The sequence below is a fragment of the Clostridium chromiireducens genome (genome assembly GCF_002029255.1).
GTDB classification, from domain to species: domain Bacteria; phylum Bacillota; class Clostridia; order Clostridiales; family Clostridiaceae; genus Clostridium; species Clostridium chromiireducens.
Genome location: NZ_MZGT01000024.1, coordinates 1 through 18705, shown reverse-complemented (window position 1 = coordinate 18705; position 18705 = coordinate 1). Strand labels below are relative to the sequence as shown.

The window sequence follows — 18705 nt, the reverse complement described above, 5'->3', positions numbered from 1 at the left end:
AATAATTATAAATTTAAAAATTATTTTTTTTTGTGAATCTTAGGCTGATATTAATGGATAAGTGTTGTATTTGTTTAATGTTTAAACAAATAACAAAAAAAGATACCGCCAAATATAATATTTGGCAATACCTCTAATTATCTCTTAATCTAAAGCTTTTATTCTTGCTTCAACAGCTTCTAACATTTCTACATATTTTACTCTCTTTTCTTTTTCTGCATCTATTACTGCTGCTGGTGCTTTTGCAACAAATCCTTGATTTCCTAGCTTTTTATCTATTCTATCAATTTCGCCTTCTAATTTCTTTAACTCTTTATTTAATCTATCTAATTCTTTTTCTTTATCAACTAAGTCAAGTAACGGCATAAATAATTCTCCACCCTTAACAACTAGAGATACAGCATTTGCTGGAACATTAGCTTTGTCCGCTATAAATTCAACTTCTGAAGCTGACGCTAATTTTTCAATATATGCAGAACCTGCATTAAATGCTTTCTTAGCATCTTCTGCTATATAGCAGATTACTTTAGCTTTTCTTGAAGGTGGTACATTCATTTCAGCTCTTACATTTCTTAAGCCTTTTATAGCTTCAATTACAAAAGCCATATCATTTTCAGCTTCTTTATTAACTAACGCTTCATCAAATACAGGCCAAGCTGAAGTTGTTATTGTTTCTTCATCACTTAAGTGAGTGAATATTTCTTCTGTTATAAATGGCATAGCTGGGTGTAATAATTTTAATCCTGTAATTAAAACAGTGTTTAATACATTATAAACTATTCCCTTAGCTTTTTCATCATCACCATAGAATACTGGCTTAACAAGTTCTATATACCAATCACAGAATTCAGTCCACATGAAATCATAAACCTTCTGCATTGCAATTCCAAGTTCATATTTTTCCATATTTTCTGTAACTTCTTTAATTAAAGTATTCATCTCTGATAATATCCACTTATCTGCTAAAGAATATTCCTTGCAGTCTTTGTATTTGTTCATTACATCCTTATCAAGATTCATCATGACAAATCTTGAAGCATTCCAAATTTTATTAGCAAAGTTTCTTGAAGATTCAACTCTTTCTGGATAATATCTCATGTCATTACCAGGAGCATTACCAGTTGCTATCATAAATCTTAAGGCATCAGCTCCATAAGTGTCTATAACTTCTAATGGATCAACACCATTTCCTAAAGATTTACTCATTTTTCTTCCTTGTGAATCTCTTATAAGACCATGAATAAGAACAGTATCAAATGGAGTTTCACCCATACAATGAATTCCTGAGAATATCATTCTTGCAACCCAGAAGAATATAATATCATGCCCAGTAACTAGTGTACTTGTTGGATAGAAATATTCTAAGTCTTCTGTATTATTTGGCCAGCCAAGTGTTGAAAATGGCCATAATGCAGAAGAAAACCATGTATCAAGAACATCATTATCTTGCTTTAAATTAGTACTTCCACATTTTGTACATGCTTTTGGTGCATCCTCAAGTACCATCATTTCACCGCAATCTTGACAGTAATAAACAGGAATTCTATGTCCCCACCATAATTGTCTTGATATACACCAATCTTGAATGTTTTCCATCCAATTGTAATATATCTTATCAAATCTTTCAGGAACAAACTTAGTTTTTCCATTCTTAACTACTTCTATCGCTGGCTTAGCCAGATCTTCCATCTTAACATACCATTGCTTAGATATTATTGGTTCTACAGTAGTTCCACATCTATCGTGTGTACCAACGTTATGAGCATGATCTTTAACCTTAACTAAAAGTCCTAACTCTTCTAAATCTTTAACAATAGCTTTTCTCGCTTCATATCTATCTAATCCTTGGTATTTTCCACCAAAGTGATTTATGATACCTTGATCATCCATAACTCTTATAATTTCAAGGTTATGTCTTTTTCCAACTTCAAAGTCATTAGGATCATGTGCAGGAGTCATTTTAACAGCACCAGTTCCAAATTCTAAATCAACATAGTCATCTCCAACTATAGGAATTTCTCTATTTACTAATGGTAATATTACTGTTTTACCAATAAGATGCTTATATCTTTCATCATTAGGATTTACAGCTACACCGCTATCTCCAAGTAATGTTTCAGGTCTTGTTGTAGCAATTTCAAGGAAACCACTGCCATCAGCTAATGGGTAGTTAATGTGCCAGAAGTGCCCTGCTTGTTCCTCATATTCAATTTCTGCATCTGATAACGCAGTTTGACAATGAGTACACCAGTTAGTAATTCTATTTCCTTGATAAATTAAGCCTTCATTATATAACTTAACAAATACATGCTTTACAGCTGCACTAAGATTTTCATCCATTGTAAATGCTTCCCTTGTAAAGTCAGCTGATACCCCAAGTCTTTTAACTTGATTTCTTATGGTAGCTCTATACTTATCGCTCCATTCCCAAACTTTTTCAAGGAATGCTTCTCTTCCCATTTCTTTTTTATCGTAGCCTTGTTCAGCTAGCATGTTTGCAACCCTAACTTCAGTTGCAATAGATGCATGGTCTTCACCTGGCAGCCATAATGCTGCATAACCTTGCATTCTCTTAAATCTTATAAGCATATCTTGAAGCGTGTCATCAAAGGCATGCCCTAAGTGAAGCTGACCTGTTATATTTGGTGGTGGCATAACTATTGTATATGGCTTTTTACTTTTATCAACTACTGGTGTAAAATAGCCTTTTTCTTCCCAATTCTTATAAATCCTATCTTCAAATTCTTTAGGATCATAGGTTGTTGATATATTTTTCATTTCTTCTGACATTTTCATTCCTCCAAACTTAGTTCAGTTAACATTTGTAAAAATATCTCCAAGGAGTTTAAATTAAACTTTCCTTTTTAGGTTTATTAATTTTACTTTTGAAATATGGAAACCCGACTCACATTCATTCGCTGGGGGCTTTCGAATAACCAAATCAAAGCTGCCCATAAGGAAAGTTCGAAGAATAAAATACAAAATTTTGATTCTCACTTTCGAATTCTCAATGCAAAAAAAGCCTTCGTCACAAAAAAGGACGAAAGCTCGCGGTACCACCTTTATTTCCACAAAAACAATTATAACATGTCTTAATGGACTCTTAATTCAAATAACGATTCAGATAAACCGTCTTTAGCTACTACTATTTCACTAAAGAAGCTCAAAAGCTACCTTCAAAATTTCTTGCATAAGGGTTTTCAGCTACTCCCTCTCTCTTGCTAGTCTTTTCTAAATCTATGATTTAGCTAAAGAACTGTACTCCTCAATTTTATTTTCTGAGTTTCCTTTAATGCCTTAAAATTTTTACTCCTCTTTTTCAATGCTTTTATATATTAATTTACTTATCATGATATATTATTGTATAAATTTTGTCAATAATAGTTTTTAGATAAATTCTATTATATAATTTATTTACTATTTTATCCGTAAACAGACCAGCTAAAACTCAAAGGACTTTGTTGCAACATTTTTGCAAAATTCGCTGTCATGCTCCACAAATAATAATGTCGGTGAATATTCAAGCAGTAACTGTTCTATCTGCATACGAGAGATAATATCAATAAAATTAAGCGGTTCATCCCAAATATGCAAATGAACTTTCTCACAAAGACTTTTTGCGATTAACACTTTCTTCTTTTGACCCCCACTAAAAGATGACATATCTTTTTCAAATTGAATTCTTGTAAAATCAAGTTTCCTTAAAATTGCTTTAAAAAGACTTTCATCAATATTGTTTTCAAAAGCGTAATCAGTTAAGTTGCCTTTAAGATGCGATGTATCTTGCGATACATACGATATTTTAAGCTCACTTCCTTTTCTGAAAGTACCTGTATATTTTATATCTTCACCACAAATAAGCTTGATAATACTTGACTTGCCTGAACCATTTTTACCTTTAATTGAAATCCTATCCCCTTGCTCAATATTAAAACTAACATCTTTGCAAACAAGGATATTACCATAATAAATTGAAATATTTTCTAGTTCCGCAAGTTTATTTTTATGATAAGCAAGTTGGGAAATTTTTAGGCTGTCGGAGCTTTCAATATTTTTAAGAAGCTTAGACTTCTCTTCAATAGAAGCTTGCTGCCTGTTTTCGATTGACTTGGAACGTTTCATCATTTTAGCAGCCTTGTGACCAACATAACCTTTATCAATCTTAGAGCCTGAATTTGTTGTTCCTTTTTTTGATTTTTCCACTTCATTTGACCAACTGTTTGTTCTCTTGGCAGACTCCGATAAACGATTAATATCTCTTTTAAGTTTTTCATTTTCTGCTAGCTCATATCCATCCTGCCTTTTTTTATTTTCCCACCAACTTGAAAAATTACCTTTTTGTATTTCTATATTTGTCTTATTTATAGAAAGAACATGATCAATGCAATTGTCCAAAAAATATCTATCATGGGAAATCAGAATAAAACCTTTCTTTTTTCTCAAATAATTACTAAGTTTTTTTCTAGCATCAGCATCCAAATGATTTGTGGGTTCATCAATAAGTAGGAATGAATTCTCCTTCAAAAACATAGCAGCAAGCATAGCTTTAGTCTGCTCTCCTTTTGATAGTGTATAAAATTGTCTATATAGAACATCATCGTCTACATCCAATAAGGATAATTCCTTAATTATTTCCCAATCCATTGAATTTGGACTGATTTCTTTTATTATATCTATAGTGAGATTTTCTTGTTCCTGTACCTCATAAGGAAAATATTCAAAAGTTACATTAGCTGAAATATTTCCCCTATATTCATACTTTCCAAGTAAAAGGTTAAGAAATGTAGTTTTTCCTCGTCCATTTCTTCCGGTAAATCCCAATTTCCAATCTGTATCGATTTGAAAACTAACATTTTCAAAAATAGTATCGTAACTGCCTTCATAGGAGAAGGTCAGGTTTGTAACATTTATTAAAGACATATTTTTGTCCTCCTTTGTAATTAATTAATATTTAAGGTAACAAAGTCGGAACAATAGGTGACTTATCTTACTCCATATAAAGGTCACCTGAAGTTTCCGGCTCTATATGGAGCTTATCATGCGCTAGCGACGTATCTGTATTTTCCATTATATAACAATCCTCCCTATTTCCCTTATTTGTAAAAAAATAAAAGCCGTAAGATATTATCATTCTTACAGCTCATAAATATACATAGTTAAACTAATCATCATAGTATAACATAAGATATACATTAAGAGAAAAAATAATAACTTTCTTGCATAAGTACACACAAAATAAACAGAACACATCCATTTATCTTTTTGTTATATTGCACTTTAAAAACTAGCAAGAAAATCTAATCATCATTTCACCTCAAATTTCAAATTTATTATATTGTATCACTAGGCATCAAAAAAATCAATACTGATTGAATTATCTAATTTTAACCTACCTAGTTTATCTATAGCATTTTTTCACTGCCTCAAGCAACCTATATAAAGCTCCTTGAAGTATTTTGGTCGGGCACGCTAAATTAATTCTCTCAAAACCTCTTCCTTCATCACCAAATATATAACCTTCATCTAAAAACAACATAGCCTCTGCTGTCATAAACTTTTCTAATGCCTTATGGTCTTTCTCTAAAACCCTAAAATCTATCCATTGAAGATATGTTCCCTCTAAATTTATTACTTTAACTTCTGGGATATTCAGCTTCATAAAGTTTTCCACTAATGCTTTATTTGTATTTAATACCTGTATTAATTCATTTAGCCATTCTTCACATTGGTTATAGGCTATTTCACATGCCTTATATCCAAAAATATTTAAGCCTGAATTTCCAATGACTGCTCTACGCTCACTTAAGATCCTATCTCTTATTTTCTTGTTAGGAATAATTATATTTGAAGTTTGAAGGCCTGCTAAATTAAAAGTTTTACTTGGTGCAGTGCAAATAACTGAATTCTGTTCAAATTCTTCTGAAATATTGGCAAAAACTGTATGTCTATATTCAGGCATTATTAAATCAAAGTGAATCTCATCTGACACAATAAGCACATTATTATCTAAACATATTTTTCCTATTTTAATTAGTTCTTCTCCTCTCCAAACTCTACCAACAGGATTGTGAGGATTACATAAAATCATCAATTTTGTACTTTCTAATTTTGCCTTTTCTTCGAGATCCTTAAAATTAATTTCATAATGATCCTCACAAAGAATTAATTCGCTTTTTACTATTCTTCTATTGTTAGCTGAAATTGATTTATAAAAAGGATAATACACCGGGGTCATTACAAGTACACCATCTTCCTCCTTCGTCAGCGCCCTAACTATTGTATATAAGGCAGGAACTACTCCTGAAAATTCAGTAATCCATTCCTTTTTAATTTTCCAATGGTGTCTTCTTTCCATCCAACTAGAAACTGCATCGTAATAATCTTCCGTAGCTTCGGTGTATCCGAAAACACTAGAATCCATGTATCTTTTTAATCCTTCTATTATTTCTGGCGGATTTTTAAACTCCATATCTGCTACAGAAAATGGTATTATATTCTTACTAGTATCAACATTATATTTTTCCATCAAGTTCCACTTACTCGAACCCACGTTTTTTCTAGAAACTAAAGTTTCAAAATCATATTTCATTAATATTCCCTCCTTGCATATTATATTACTTTCTTAATAAATAATTATCAACAATTCATATTGAGTTTTTTATAAAAAATCTTCTTAAAATGATATATAATATCTAATGATAGATTTTTTAATTGAAATCATGAACTTTTATACTATGTTAAAAAGGAGAAATATTATGAACTTAGATTCCATGCACCACATTGCTATTATTGCATCAAATTATGAAGTTTCAAAAAACTTTTATGTAAACATTCTTGGTCTAGAAGTTATACGTGAAAATTATAGGGAAGAGAGAGATTCCTATAAACTAGATTTAAAATTAGGTCATAGTGAAATAGAGCTTTTTTCTATGCCTAAGGCTCCTAAAAGACCATCTTATCCTGAAGCTTGTGGCCTAAGACATTTGGCTTTTCACATAGATAATATTGAAGATGCTATAGCTGAATTAAATGCTAATGGCATTCCTACCGAACCTATTAGAATTGATGAATACACTGGCAGAAAATTTACTTTCTTCAGTGATCCAGATGGTTTACCATTAGAACTTCACGAGTAATTTATTAATACCTATATTATTATAAGTTCTAGTATTATTGAATTTAAAATGTTATTTCAACGCAAAAAATTATAGGGATGCTTACTCAGCCATCCCTATAATTTATTTATTACATTACTTTACCTGGTAATATTGCATCTAATATACCAATTGCTAAAGCTGCTAATATTGCACCTAATATTGATACGCTCATAGCTGGAACGAAAAATTGAGTTAAATATAATATTATAGCTGCTATTAAAAATCCCTTTATGCCTCTACCAAAGGGTGATGCACTTGCTCCCATAAATCGTTCTACTATATAATCTAATACACTAATTACGATTGCAGCTAATATATATGACCATATTCCATTAATACTAAAACCTGGTGTAAAGAATGATGTTATTCCTAAAATAACTATTGTTAATACCAATCTTCCTATCCAGCCTAAGATACTTGTACTTCCAGATGACTCTCTTTTTGAATGTTCATTATCATTTGCCATAAATAACTACCTCCTTAAAAATCAATTTTTTATGGGTGTATAGTTATTGTTCCCATTCTCAAAAAATATATAACTTTTTTATAAGAAACGGTTAAATAATTATGAATTCAGTAAAGTTATGCTTACTATTTCCGGCATATTGCACACTCTTACTCCAGGTTTACTATGTCCAATCCCTTTGCTTACAATGAGCTTTTTCTTATTTATTTCATAAAGACCACCACTGTATTTCGGGAAAAACTTCCTTTCCGGCGAAAGTACACCGCCAATAAAAGGTATCCTTATCATTCCACCATGAACGTGGCCTGCTAATATTAGATCAACATTATGTTTAGAATATGTCTCGAAAAATAATGGATTATGTGTTAATAAAATGTTATATTCATCCATATTACACCTGTTCAGTACTGCATCAACAACTGTTGTTATATTAGTAGGTCTATTTCTAACTTTATAAAATTCAAGTGGTATATCTAATCCATAAATATTTATTACTTTGTTCCTTCTTGATATAATTACTTTACTATTATTGTTGATAACATTGACATTAGATAGATTTAATTCATTTATTATTAAATCCAAATCATCTTTTTTTAATTTTTTTTCATGATTTCCTATGATATAATAAATTTTATACCTTTGACTAAGCTTTCTAACTAATTCTAAAAATTGGTTAAATTTCGTATCATATTTATTAACCATATCTCCAGTCATCACAATAATATCTGGATTTTCAATACTAATTTTTTTAATTACCATTGTATTTTCTTTATTGAAAACATAATTGTGAAAATCCGACAAATGAATTATCTTGAATTCATTGAATTCCTTTGGAATCTTTTCACTCCTAATATTATATTTTGTTACCTTTAAAAGCTTATTATCTAAGTATACTGCCGATGATAATAAAGAAAAACCCAACAATATCGATAAATGTTTAATCATAAAATTTCCTCACTATTTATGTATATTTTATATATTACAATCTGATATAAAATTCTATAATCTTATACTTTACTTTATTATACACATACTTTTTATAGAAAAGTATATATATAATATTCTTCACAAAAACGGACATAAAAATAACCTAACAATTTTGTTAGGTCTTTATAAATTATTATATTTCCTTTTCAAGCCTCTCTGTTAACTCATGAATCGCTTTTGAAAGTTTATCAATTAAATTAATTTGAGTCTTATCAATTAATTTTAATTTTATTATTTTACTTTCTCCAATAGCAATTATTTTATTGATAATATCTTTGATAACATCTTTTGATTTAGTTTCCTCAGCTAATATTAAATCGCTCCAAAATAGCAATGGTAAAATTAGTACTTCAGCTATAACAAAACTAATACTGAATATTTCTTTATACTCTACAGAACTCTCATAACACTCCATCAGCAAATACTTACCCATTTCCTGAAATATATTACCACCATTCTCATCCCGGCACAAAACCATTTCTACTATATCTATAACTCTATCAACAACAAGTTTGCTTACATCTTTGGGTAAATCTGAAATTATATATGTGGAAAATTTATTTATTATATTTGATATTATTGCTTCATCAGTTTCAGGTCTTAATCCTCCAGTTGGGTCAAGTAATATATGAGCCTTATGGTAATCAAAAGGATTTGTTTGTATTAGTGTTTTTAAATAATGACATTCATTCGAAATATTATTAAATAAACAACTGACATAATCATATTTAGCATTTATAGAAATTATTTTCTCTTCATTTCTCGAAATATCAAACGAATATTTATTTATAAACTCATTTGAAAATCCTTGTCCATTTATTGAAATACATTTGGTTACTTTAGGAGATAATACCGCTGTGTATTGAGCTTTATTCCCGCCTTTCGAATGACCTGTAACAGTAATTTTTTCGTAATTAAGACCATTTATAAAATTAAGGGCATCAATCTGCTCTTTAGTCTCATATTCATAAGCACCTTGACCATTATCTTCCCATTCTTCTGTTGTAGCTGTGCCCCTAAATACTACTATGGCATTATTTTCTTGATCCACTAAACAAACATACTTCATTCCATTTTTATAGTATTCATCAACATTTTTTATTCTTAAATCAATTAACCTTTGATTACTTAAAATCTTTTCTAGTACAAATAACCAGTCACTTTTAAGCATTTTAATTGTACACTCTCCAATTTCATCCATCAAATAATTATAATTTCCATTCCTTATTAAATCTTTAACTATATCAATAAGTTTTTCATCCTCATAAGCATTCCATTCTAAGTTAATTAAAATATCTAGAAGTATTAACTCTTCAAAATATGAATTATACATGCTTCCTCCACTAAATTAATGCGGTAACTCATTTTATAAGTTATTCACGTACATTGTAAAAAGTCCCTAAATCAAATAATTTTCATACGGAAATCACATAGACAATTAGTTATTTTATATGACTAATTGTCAACCTCATAAATATGTTTTTGATTATACTCTGATTACATGGTGTAAAAATAATCAAAAGATAAAACCTGTAGACAATTTATTGTCTACAGGTTTTATCTTTTGATTATATAATAACTAAAATAAGTATTTAATTACATAAATATTTTCATTATATATATGATTATCGCCGAAAGAACTGCTGTTATTGGTATTGTTAAAATCCAAGCCCAAACTATATTTTGAGCAACTCCCCATTTAACTGACTTAATTCTCTTAGATGCACCCACTCCCATAACTGTTGTTGATATTATGTGGGTTGTGCTTACTGGAGCATGGAATAAAGTTGCTAAGAATATTACTGCCGCACCACCTGTTTGGGCTGTAAACCCATTTACTGGTGTTAATTTCGCCATTCCACTTCCCATAGTTTTGATAATTTTTTTTCCTCCTGCAGCTGTCCCTAACGCCATAGCTAAAGCGCATGCTATTATAACCCAAGTTGGAACATTAAATGAACTTATAAATCCTCCACTTAATAATGCCATTGTTATCATTCCCATGGACTTTTGAGCATCATTTCCACCATGCTCAAATGCCATAAATGCACCAGCAACAACTTGAAGTTTTAAAAACAATTTATTTATAAATTGGATTTTAAATGGTTTTAAAATCCAGTTCAAAGCTATCATTAATATATATCCGGCAGCAAAACCTATAACTGGAGCAATAAATATCCACATAATTACACTATTAAAAAGATTATACCAATTTACCACGTTAAAACTTCCAGTATAGGCAATTCCTCCACCAACAAGTGCTCCTATTAATGCATGAGAAGAACTACTTGGTATACCAAAATACCATGTGATTAAGTTCCATATAATTGCTGATATTAACATCCCAAGTATAACCCATTGCTTAATATTTGATTGATCTACAATATTTGCACCTACAGTTTTAGCAACTGCTGTTCCACTAAATGCACCCATAAAATTAAATATAGCACATAGTATTATAGCAGCTTTTGGAGTAAGTGCTCTTGTTGTAATAGATGTAGCAACTGCTACAGCTGTATCATGAAATCCATTTATAAAATCAAATGCCAGTACCATTATTACTATTAATACTGTTATGGTCATAGTGCTAAGCATTTTTAATGACAACTCCCTCTATAATATTTGCTATTTTCTCACATTTATCAATGGTGTTTTCTAGTATTTGATATATTTCTTTCCATTTTATAATTTCAATTGGATCTTTTTCATTTCTAAATAAATCACCCACTGTTGTTCTAAATAAACGATCCACTTCACTTTCTATTTGATTTATTGTAATAATTTTTTCACTTATAGAATTTTTACCTCCTATTAAGTGAAGCTCACTAATTAGTTCTACAATTAGCTTTGTACATTTAATTATCATATCTGCAAGATATTTAGATGCATCTGTACTTTCTGTAACATTAAACATTACAAATCTATGTATTGTTGAATTAATTAAATCTAATATATCATCCAATCTTTTACTTAATAAATACATATCTTCTCTATCAAATGGAGTAATAAATGAATCATTTAGCTCTTTAACCATAGTATTTACTAATCTGTCTCCATTATGTTCTAATTCTTCAATCTTACTTACATTAAGATCAATATTAGTAGATAATGAATCTAAACTTTTTCTTAAAACCGATGCAGCCTCATCAACGTTTTGAGCTGCTTCTATAAACATTTTATAGAACTTATCTTCTTTTGGATTTAAATTAAACATACTATCACATCTCCCTGTAAAATATAAAATTCGACATATTTATTGAAAATTACAATCCTGTACCAGTATATTCTATTTTAAAATAAATTTAAACTATTTTTAATAAAACTTAACCTAAATTTAATATTAAAACGTTTTTATCATGACACCAACTTTATTTAGTTGAAAATATTGGTTATATAATTAGGTAAAATGGTAAATATTATTGGATATAATACCTATGTTATGCCTCCAGTATTAAACGCCATTTAAAATAAAGATTAATAGTAATCAAATAGATAAAGTCATTTTCTAATGCAATTTGATATAGCCTTTTAATAAGCTTAGTATTAACAATTATTAACATAAGTATAACATATTATTAACTAATTTAATAAAACTTTATCCATCATTATAATATTTAAAATATATAATTTAATAAAATATTAAATTTATACTTTACATTTTATTTATATAACTATTAATCACATAAATATCTTATAATTTTTCAACAAAAACCCCCTGAATTTGCATCCAGGGAGTTCACTTCTTTACTTATGTCCTTTATTCATTATTTTTCTTAATTCTTGGAAAATAAGTTGTATGAAGTAATTCATGAGCTTTATGACTTAATGGATGATTTAAATATTTATCATAAATAGCAAGCACCTCTGGATTTTCATTAGATCTTCTAAGAGTCTTAGATCTATCTATATCATTTAGCCCTTCTGCTCTTTTTTGTAATGCTGCTTGTTTATTTCCCTTTATTTTAGGTTGACCGCCTCCACCTACGCATCCACCTACACAGGCCATAATTTCTATTGCATGGAAGAATTCTTCACCTGATCTTATTTTATCAAGCATTTTAGCAGCTTCTCTAAGACCATGTGCAACCCCGATTCTAAGCTTTATATCTCCTGCTTCAAGCTCGCAAACTCTGAAACCATCCCATCCTCTAAGTCCTTCGAATTCTATATTGTCAAATCTTTTACCAGTCATTTTTTCTAGTGCCGTTCTTGTAGCCGCTTCAATTACTCCACCAGTTCTTCCAAAAATGATACCAGCACCTGTATATTCACCCATGACTGTATCTATTTCTTCATCTTCAATATTCTTCAAATCTATTGCCGAATTTTCAAAGATTTTAATAAGTTCTCTGGTTGTAATAACATAATCAACGTCATAATTCATATCAACTGAAAATTCTGATCTTGATGCTTCATATTTCTTTGCTATACAAGGCATTATTGCAACAGATGTTACCTCATCACGTGAAAGTCCTTTTTCCTTTGCCCATATTTCTTTAGCTACTATAGCAAACATCTCCATTGGTGACTTTGCAGAAGATGGTACATCTAGCATATCTCCATAATTCTGTTCTATAAATTTTATCCATGAAGGACAACATGATGTAAGAATTGGAAGTTTTACATTTTCATCTCCAGCTAAATGTTTTTCAAGTCTTTCTTGAAGTTCCGCTGCTTCTTCCATTATAGTTAAATCTGCGCCCCAGCTAGTGTCAAATACATAATCTACACCTAGTTTTCTAAGACCTGCAGCTATCTTTTTCTCTACATTTTCTCCTGGTTCAAACCCAAATGCTTCACCTATTGCAACTCTAACTGCTGGTGCCATTTGAGTAATAACTATTTTATTTGGTGTAGCTAAATCTCTAAGGAATAACATAGTATTATCACCAGCTGTAATAGCATCAACTGGACATGCCGATACACACGCTCCACAATGAGTACATCTGTTGTAATCTATATTATGTTGCTTCTTTAATTCCCCATCTATACAATCTACAGGACATGCTCTTTTACAAGCCCCACATCCAATACATTTTTTTGTAATCGTTAACTTGATAAGATGATTACATTGTGAAGTATAACATTTCTTTTCTTCAATATGTTCTTCTATTTCGTGGTAAAACTTTTCAATTATCTCTTCCATTATATTGTGTTTTTGATGCATTTTACTTTTTACAGTTACCGCAAGATTTCTTAAGATATAAATCTCACGCATATTTGATACGCCTTTGCTTATTCTATTTAAAATATTAAACATTTCTGTTATATCATCTTTAACTATTTCATAATTCTTATAAGAACCATCCTTGATTTTGGCTAATAAGTACTCAATATAGAATTTTTCAAACTGGATTATACAATCTTCTTGTGATAATATAATTATTGTTCTAGCAATATTTTCATAAAATAATCCAAAATCAAATTCTTTATCTAAGCTATCTTCTGTTAAAAATCCACCGAAAGGTAACCCAATTTGAGCCGCCTTAAAATTACTCTTATTAATAAGGCCTCCACATTGCTCTATTATATCATTAAGTGTAGCTCCCTCTGGAACTTCAATTATTCCAGGTTTATTAACTTTTCCGCAGATAGCTATCTTTCTACCATCTGATAATTCTTTTAGTTCTTCTGGGCTAAAAACAGAAAAAACAGAACCTAGTGCACTTTGTATAAAAGATGTTTTCTTATCTCCCATAATATTCACTCCTTAATTTTCTTACGTTATTTTCAAAATTTTGCTTTATACATCTATATATATTATTAAATATTGAAAAAGTGATTTTATATAGATTTTTAAATCGTGTATCCTATAGCAATATTAATTATATTTTCTGCCACTATAATTGTAAAGTTATATTTTATATTTTATCATTTATTGCAATATTTAATCACTAATATGATAATTATAAGTTTTGGCAAAGAATAAAAAAAAAATCCTATATATATTTTAAATAGTTAAATTTCTAAATTATTAAAATATTCTTGAATCTCTAATAAATTTTTGAAGCTCTTATAGCAGTAATTTAGTATTTCCTCATCCGCTTTCTTTAAATCCTCTACATGAATACCTGTCATTTTCGCATTAAATGCTGCTTTTATACCTGCTGGTGAATCTTCTATAACAAGACACTTTCCTGGATCTACACTAAGCTTTTGAGCTGCTTTCAAGAATATTTCCGGATTTGGTTTGCCAAATTTTATATCATCTCCACAGACTATATCATCAAAAATATCTATCATATCCGCCATTTTTAATTGCCTTGCTACTCTATCTCTTTTTGCAGCGGTTGCAAGTGCAATTTTATAATTCTTTTGTTTAAAGTAGTTTAAAATTTCTTTTGCTCCTTGTTTTGTTGGTACTAATCCATTTTTTATAACTTTTTCTAACTTTTTATCTTTTTCTATATACATCTCTCCTATAGGTAGGTCTTCGCCGTATATTTCCAGAAATGTTTTTATTACATTTTCACGACCTGTCCCCATAACTGAAATGTAGACATCTAAAGTCATTGTATATCCATATTTCTCAAATACCTTTGTCCAAATATCTAAATATACATTCTCTGTATCAAATATAACTCCATCCATATCAAACAATACTGCATCAATTTTCTTCATTTTTCTCTCCTTAATTCAGGCTCAGCCCCTCTCTAACTGTATTTTTTTCTGAGCCAATAAGTATTATTACTATATAACATAATAGAAAATAAGTTAGTTGATATAAAAAAATATCTTCTAACTTATTTCGCTAGTTAAACATTCTATTCTTTTGCTGAATCTTCTATCCCTTTTAAAACTTCATGTTTAAATTTTTCTAGTCCAATTCTATCGATGAAAAATCCAAGTTTTTCTCCATCTTCCGCATTTCCTTTATAATAATCAAAAATACTATCTACTAAATTCAGAGTTTGTTTTTCATTTATATCTACTGCTATAATATCTGACATCCTTGGATTATATCCACCAGATCCGCCAGCAGTTACTATAAATCCAGTCTTATCAGCTATAACTCCAACATCTTTACTATAAACACTACCACATGCATTTCTACAACCTGCTACTCCTATTTTAGTTCTGCATGGCACCTCCATCCATTGGTATTTTTTAGAAAGCTTCATTCCAGTACCAATTGTATTAAATTTTGATCTTTTACAATATCCAGCGGGACACATTTCAACATTCTTAACTGAATTTTGTGTTCTAACTGCTGGCTCCATACCAAGCTCTTTCCATATGATAAGCAAATCTTCTTGCTTCAAATTAGTAATTAATATACGTTGTCCAGAAGTAATTTTTAATACTCCATCATATTTTTTTGCCACATCAACAATTTTTTGCATTATATCTGTTGTTATAAATCCACCTGGAATATGAGGTGTAATTCCAAATGTTCTTTTTCCGTCTCTAATTTTCTGTAAATTCCCAAAGCTCATCTTCTGTCCTCCTACTATTTACGCTATTTTCCAATGCCTATAAATATAACTGTACAAATTTCACAATCTAATTTGCATTCTTTTATCAATATTAGTTATTATAACATGATTTAATATAAATAATAAGTGATTCTCGATGTAACCTATAATTAGGTTTATATTAACTCATGAAACTAATTAATATTTTTATATCTACTTATTAAAAAAAGGATATTCTTTTTAGAATCATTGTTAAGAATAAAAATTGCAGTCATATTCTTTAACATTGAATCAAAAGAGTATCCTTTAATTTGGCTATTTTCTATAAAAATATGTTACGTTCCTTTGTATGTTTTACTTATTTAATGCTGCTAATAATTCATCAAGGTTTAATCCATGAACCATTGCCGCATCTTCAAGACTTTCAGCTTGTGCTGATGGGCATCCAACACATCCCATTCCAAAGCTCATTAAAATTTGTGGTGCATCCTCTTTCATTTGTATTATTTGAGCTAATGTCATATCTCTAGTTATCATAATAATTCCTCCTAATATCTTTCATTATATTTACTATTTTAAATCTCTTTCTTAAGTACATTATACTTTTTTATTTCATCATGGTATGTAACAAGTGTTACTATCTTATATAATTACTTCAGCTATTATCTTTATATTAACTAGATAACCTCTAAAAATTTCAAACATTATAAAAAAAGATGCCTCTAATAGACACCTTTTCCTTACTATTTATAATCTAAATATTTCTTTGCTATCGTAAATATTTTCTCAAAATTTTCCTTGTGTTCAACAATATGTTCATACAATTCTTCATGAGTTGGTTCTTTATATCTATGAGAAATTCTATTTCTAAGTAATCTGGATTTCTCCAAAAAAGAAAATAATTGACCATCTATAATATGTTCATCATTTAATATCACTAAACTATCGTATAATGAAATTCCTATTTTATATTTTTTTATTTCCTTTAAAATTAAAGAACACAGCTCTTCAAGTATCGTATGAAAACTTACAAATAACTGCCTTAAACTTGACTTAGCAAGCTTTATCATAATTTTATTATCTTTGTTATTGCTTAATATAGACACACATTCTTCTATATCAGAAGTACATTCTTGTAGGTCTTCAATTATTTTCATAAGTCTTTCTTGATTCATGATAGCACATCCTTCTTCCTAAAATATATGAAATTTTCATTTTCTCTATATATCCTGTCTAGTTTTTCTTCAAATTTTTGTAGACAACAGTTATTATCATCTGTATAAATTATTTTACCCTCATTTAAAATTCCTATTTTAAGAAACAAATCTAAGTTTTCACTTCTCAAATCTATTACATCTATTTCCCTGTTCAGTAGGCTTTCTAAATACATTTCAAGCTCTAAAATAGGTCCTAGTTCTATCTTATTATCCCCTATTATTGCGATATCCACATCTGATTCTTCATTGAAATCATCAGTGTTTATGCTCCCAAAAGTGATTACGCTGCTTAAGTTGTACTTATTAAAAAAATCACCTACTTCTTTAGATCCAAGAATTGAATTTATTTTCTCCTTTGGATATATACTTTTCATATATTCACCTACTTATATATTATGTTTAACATTTATATTATTTAGTATTATCATTTTATACTATTCTATAAATAAAAACTAAGTTTAAACAATTATTTTATTTCTTATTTTAAATAATAACAAACTCTAAAGAAAAAATAAATAGTAGTGAATTGCTTGAAGTCAGTCAGATATTAGATGAACTTATAAATGCATATATAAAATTAACATAACATTTTAAGTATCAAAATAATTATTTCCCAATTATTTAAAATTATATTAGATAAAAAAAGCCTAAATAGCAAATGAAACTATTTAAAGCTCTTTAGGTTTAATAATCTAATTATCAATAAATTTATAATCACTATTATCGAAATTATTTTTTGTGAACTACTAATTGTTCAAACATTTTCTCATGTTTTTCTTCTTCTTTTATAATTCTAGACATAACTTTATAAATATTATTATTAATATCATCTAACTTTTCTAATAAGCGTCCTTGAACATCAATAAGAAGACTTATAATGTTCTTTTTCAATTCAACGATATATTCAATTAAATCTTGAACATTATCGATTTTAGGAACTAAAAGATGTGACCTAAATTCATAAATAAGTTTTGATACCTTATCATATAAATAAAAATCAATAACTTCATTAAGATCGCCTTGTAATTCTTCTTTCAACCTTTCATAATAACCAATATGCGCTTGTTCTTCTTTTTCAATAGCTCTAGCAATTATTCCAACTACTTTAGGCTTATTCTCAAACATACATTGTATTTCTTTATATATTTTTAATATATCTCTTTCTATATCAATTATTTTTTGTATTAAGTCAGAAATCATGTAATTCATTTATATCCTCCCAGGCTACAACACATAATATGTCTATTATACTATACTTTTCTGCTCAATATTATTGTATAACATTTACATATAACTGTATATATGGGAAAAAGTGTTTTTATGCATTTTGGTAACTTTTTAATTAGGTTATTTTAATATATTATGCAATAAAACCTACAACTCTAATCTTTCTTATATATTTAATTTAAACTTTTGTATTTTTTCTAGAATATTTCTAAAATTAACTCTGGATATTTCTATAG

General features: G+C 29.0%; 17 protein-coding genes and 1 other annotated feature. Of the genes, 2 read left to right on the top strand and 15 right to left on the bottom strand.

The annotated features are described in order from the left end of the window. Nucleotides 1-144: 144 nt before the first annotated feature. The 3 genes from CLCHR_RS10215 to CLCHR_RS10205 form a co-directional block, all read right to left on the bottom strand. A complete protein-coding gene (locus CLCHR_RS10215; protein WP_079439613.1) occupies nucleotides 145-2790 on the bottom strand; it encodes a valine--tRNA ligase in 2646 nt (881 codons plus the stop codon). A 243-nt stretch (nucleotides 2791-3033) separates the two neighbouring features. Further along, nucleotides 3034-3332: a binding site (T-box leader), on the bottom strand. Between the two features lie 109 nt (nucleotides 3333-3441). Then, nucleotides 3442-4920 carry an Lsa family ABC-F type ribosomal protection protein gene (locus CLCHR_RS10210; protein ID WP_079439612.1) on the bottom strand — a complete coding sequence of 493 codons (1479 nt, stop codon included), beginning with the start codon at nucleotides 4918-4920 and terminating at the stop codon, nucleotides 3442-3444. Between the two features lie 478 nt (nucleotides 4921-5398). Continuing rightward, a complete protein-coding gene (locus CLCHR_RS10205; protein ID WP_079439611.1) occupies nucleotides 5399-6589 on the bottom strand; it encodes a MalY/PatB family protein in 1191 nt (396 codons plus the stop codon). A 166-nt stretch (nucleotides 6590-6755) separates the two neighbouring features. Between CLCHR_RS10205 and gloA2 the strand changes: the two genes are divergently transcribed. After that, the gene (gene gloA2, locus CLCHR_RS10200; RefSeq protein WP_079439610.1) at nucleotides 6756-7136 is read left to right on the top strand and encodes an SMU1112c/YaeR family gloxylase I-like metalloprotein; all 381 of its coding nucleotides are present in this window, start codon (nucleotides 6756-6758) and stop codon (nucleotides 7134-7136) included. Nucleotides 7137-7245: 109 nt separating this feature from the next. On the opposite strand, the gene CLCHR_RS10195 is transcribed toward gloA2, so the two are convergent. From CLCHR_RS10195 to mntA, 11 genes are all read right to left on the bottom strand, one after another. Continuing rightward, nucleotides 7246-7623, bottom strand: a complete 378-nt coding sequence (locus CLCHR_RS10195; RefSeq protein WP_079439609.1) for a phage holin family protein — start codon at nucleotides 7621-7623, stop codon at nucleotides 7246-7248. A 99-nt stretch (nucleotides 7624-7722) separates the two neighbouring features. Next, on the bottom strand, nucleotides 7723-8568 hold the full coding sequence (locus tag CLCHR_RS10190) for a metallophosphoesterase (RefSeq protein ID WP_079439608.1): 846 nt from the start codon (nucleotides 8566-8568) through the stop codon (nucleotides 7723-7725). A gap of 175 nt (nucleotides 8569-8743) precedes the next feature. Then, a complete protein-coding gene (locus tag CLCHR_RS10185; RefSeq protein WP_079439607.1) occupies nucleotides 8744-9943 on the bottom strand; it encodes an Mbeg1-like protein in 1200 nt (399 codons plus the stop codon). 263 nt (nucleotides 9944-10206) lie between these two features. Further along, nucleotides 10207-11205 (bottom strand): inorganic phosphate transporter, encoded by a 999-nt coding sequence (locus CLCHR_RS10180; protein ID WP_079439606.1) that lies wholly within the window; start codon nucleotides 11203-11205, stop codon nucleotides 10207-10209. Next, entirely contained in the window at nucleotides 11198-11824 is a 627-nt protein-coding gene (locus CLCHR_RS10175) for a DUF47 domain-containing protein (RefSeq protein WP_079439605.1), read from the bottom strand. The genes CLCHR_RS10180 and CLCHR_RS10175 overlap by 8 nt, the downstream gene beginning before the upstream one ends. Before the next feature lie 543 nt (nucleotides 11825-12367). Then, complete coding sequence (locus CLCHR_RS10170) at nucleotides 12368-14308, bottom strand: [FeFe] hydrogenase, group A (protein WP_079439604.1); 1941 nt, start codon at nucleotides 14306-14308, stop codon at nucleotides 12368-12370. Nucleotides 14309-14568: 260 nt separating this feature from the next. Further along, nucleotides 14569-15231: an HAD family hydrolase gene (locus CLCHR_RS10165; RefSeq protein WP_079439603.1), complete on the bottom strand. Its 663-nt coding sequence runs from the start codon at nucleotides 15229-15231 to the stop codon at nucleotides 14569-14571. A gap of 143 nt (nucleotides 15232-15374) precedes the next feature. After that, on the bottom strand, nucleotides 15375-16046 hold the full coding sequence (locus CLCHR_RS10160) for a nitrite/sulfite reductase domain-containing protein (RefSeq protein WP_079439602.1): 672 nt from the start codon (nucleotides 16044-16046) through the stop codon (nucleotides 15375-15377). A gap of 333 nt (nucleotides 16047-16379) precedes the next feature. Beyond that, the gene (locus CLCHR_RS10155; protein WP_079439601.1) at nucleotides 16380-16562 is read right to left on the bottom strand and encodes a DUF1858 domain-containing protein; all 183 of its coding nucleotides are present in this window, start codon (nucleotides 16560-16562) and stop codon (nucleotides 16380-16382) included. Nucleotides 16563-16768: 206 nt separating this feature from the next. Further along, complete coding sequence (locus CLCHR_RS10150; protein ID WP_079439600.1) at nucleotides 16769-17200, bottom strand: HepT-like ribonuclease domain-containing protein; 432 nt, start codon at nucleotides 17198-17200, stop codon at nucleotides 16769-16771. After that, nucleotides 17197-17616: a type VII toxin-antitoxin system MntA family adenylyltransferase antitoxin gene (gene mntA, locus CLCHR_RS10145; protein WP_079439599.1), complete on the bottom strand. Its 420-nt coding sequence runs from the start codon at nucleotides 17614-17616 to the stop codon at nucleotides 17197-17199. The genes CLCHR_RS10150 and mntA overlap by 4 nt, the downstream gene beginning before the upstream one ends. A 113-nt stretch (nucleotides 17617-17729) precedes the next feature. On the opposite strand from mntA, the gene CLCHR_RS25650 reads away from it, so the two are divergent. Further along, a complete protein-coding gene (locus tag CLCHR_RS25650) occupies nucleotides 17730-17828 on the top strand; it encodes a Spo0E family sporulation regulatory protein-aspartic acid phosphatase (protein ID WP_079439666.1) in 99 nt (32 codons plus the stop codon). 143 nt (nucleotides 17829-17971) lie between these two features. Here the strand turns inward: CLCHR_RS25650 and CLCHR_RS10135 are convergent, their stop codons facing one another. Next, nucleotides 17972-18451: a rubrerythrin family protein gene (locus tag CLCHR_RS10135; protein ID WP_079439598.1), complete on the bottom strand. Its 480-nt coding sequence runs from the start codon at nucleotides 18449-18451 to the stop codon at nucleotides 17972-17974. Between the last annotated feature and the right edge of the window lie 254 nt (nucleotides 18452-18705).

Bases quoted from the DNA above. Each gene is read 5' to 3' on its own strand.
- CLCHR_RS10215 (WP_079439613.1), bottom strand. From the start codon at position 2,790: ATGTCAGAAGAAATGAAAAATATATCAACAACCTATGATCCTAAAGAA.
- CLCHR_RS10210 (WP_079439612.1), bottom strand. From the start codon at position 4,920: ATGTCTTTAATAAATGTTACAAACCTGACCTTCTCCTATGAAGGCAGT.
- CLCHR_RS10205 (WP_079439611.1), bottom strand. From the start codon at position 6,589: ATGAAATATGATTTTGAAACTTTAGTTTCTAGAAAAAACGTGGGTTCG.
- gloA2 (WP_079439610.1), top strand. From the start codon at position 6,756: ATGAACTTAGATTCCATGCACCACATTGCTATTATTGCATCAAATTAT.
- CLCHR_RS10195 (WP_079439609.1), bottom strand. From the start codon at position 7,623: ATGGCAAATGATAATGAACATTCAAAAAGAGAGTCATCTGGAAGTACA.
- CLCHR_RS10190 (WP_079439608.1), bottom strand. From the start codon at position 8,568: ATGATTAAACATTTATCGATATTGTTGGGTTTTTCTTTATTATCATCG.
- CLCHR_RS10185 (WP_079439607.1), bottom strand. From the start codon at position 9,943: ATGTATAATTCATATTTTGAAGAGTTAATACTTCTAGATATTTTAATT.
- CLCHR_RS10180 (WP_079439606.1), bottom strand. From the start codon at position 11,205: ATGCTTAGCACTATGACCATAACAGTATTAATAGTAATAATGGTACTG.
- CLCHR_RS10175 (WP_079439605.1), bottom strand. From the start codon at position 11,824: ATGTTTAATTTAAATCCAAAAGAAGATAAGTTCTATAAAATGTTTATA.
- CLCHR_RS10170 (WP_079439604.1), bottom strand. From the start codon at position 14,308: ATGGGAGATAAGAAAACATCTTTTATACAAAGTGCACTAGGTTCTGTT.
- CLCHR_RS10165 (WP_079439603.1), bottom strand. From the start codon at position 15,231: ATGAAGAAAATTGATGCAGTATTGTTTGATATGGATGGAGTTATATTT.
- CLCHR_RS10160 (WP_079439602.1), bottom strand. From the start codon at position 16,046: ATGAGCTTTGGGAATTTACAGAAAATTAGAGACGGAAAAAGAACATTT.
- CLCHR_RS10155 (WP_079439601.1), bottom strand. From the start codon at position 16,562: ATGATAACTAGAGATATGACATTAGCTCAAATAATACAAATGAAAGAG.
- CLCHR_RS10150 (WP_079439600.1), bottom strand. From the start codon at position 17,200: ATGAATCAAGAAAGACTTATGAAAATAATTGAAGACCTACAAGAATGT.
- mntA (WP_079439599.1), bottom strand. From the start codon at position 17,616: ATGAAAAGTATATATCCAAAGGAGAAAATAAATTCAATTCTTGGATCT.
- CLCHR_RS10135 (WP_079439598.1), bottom strand. From the start codon at position 18,451: ATGAATTACATGATTTCTGACTTAATACAAAAAATAATTGATATAGAA.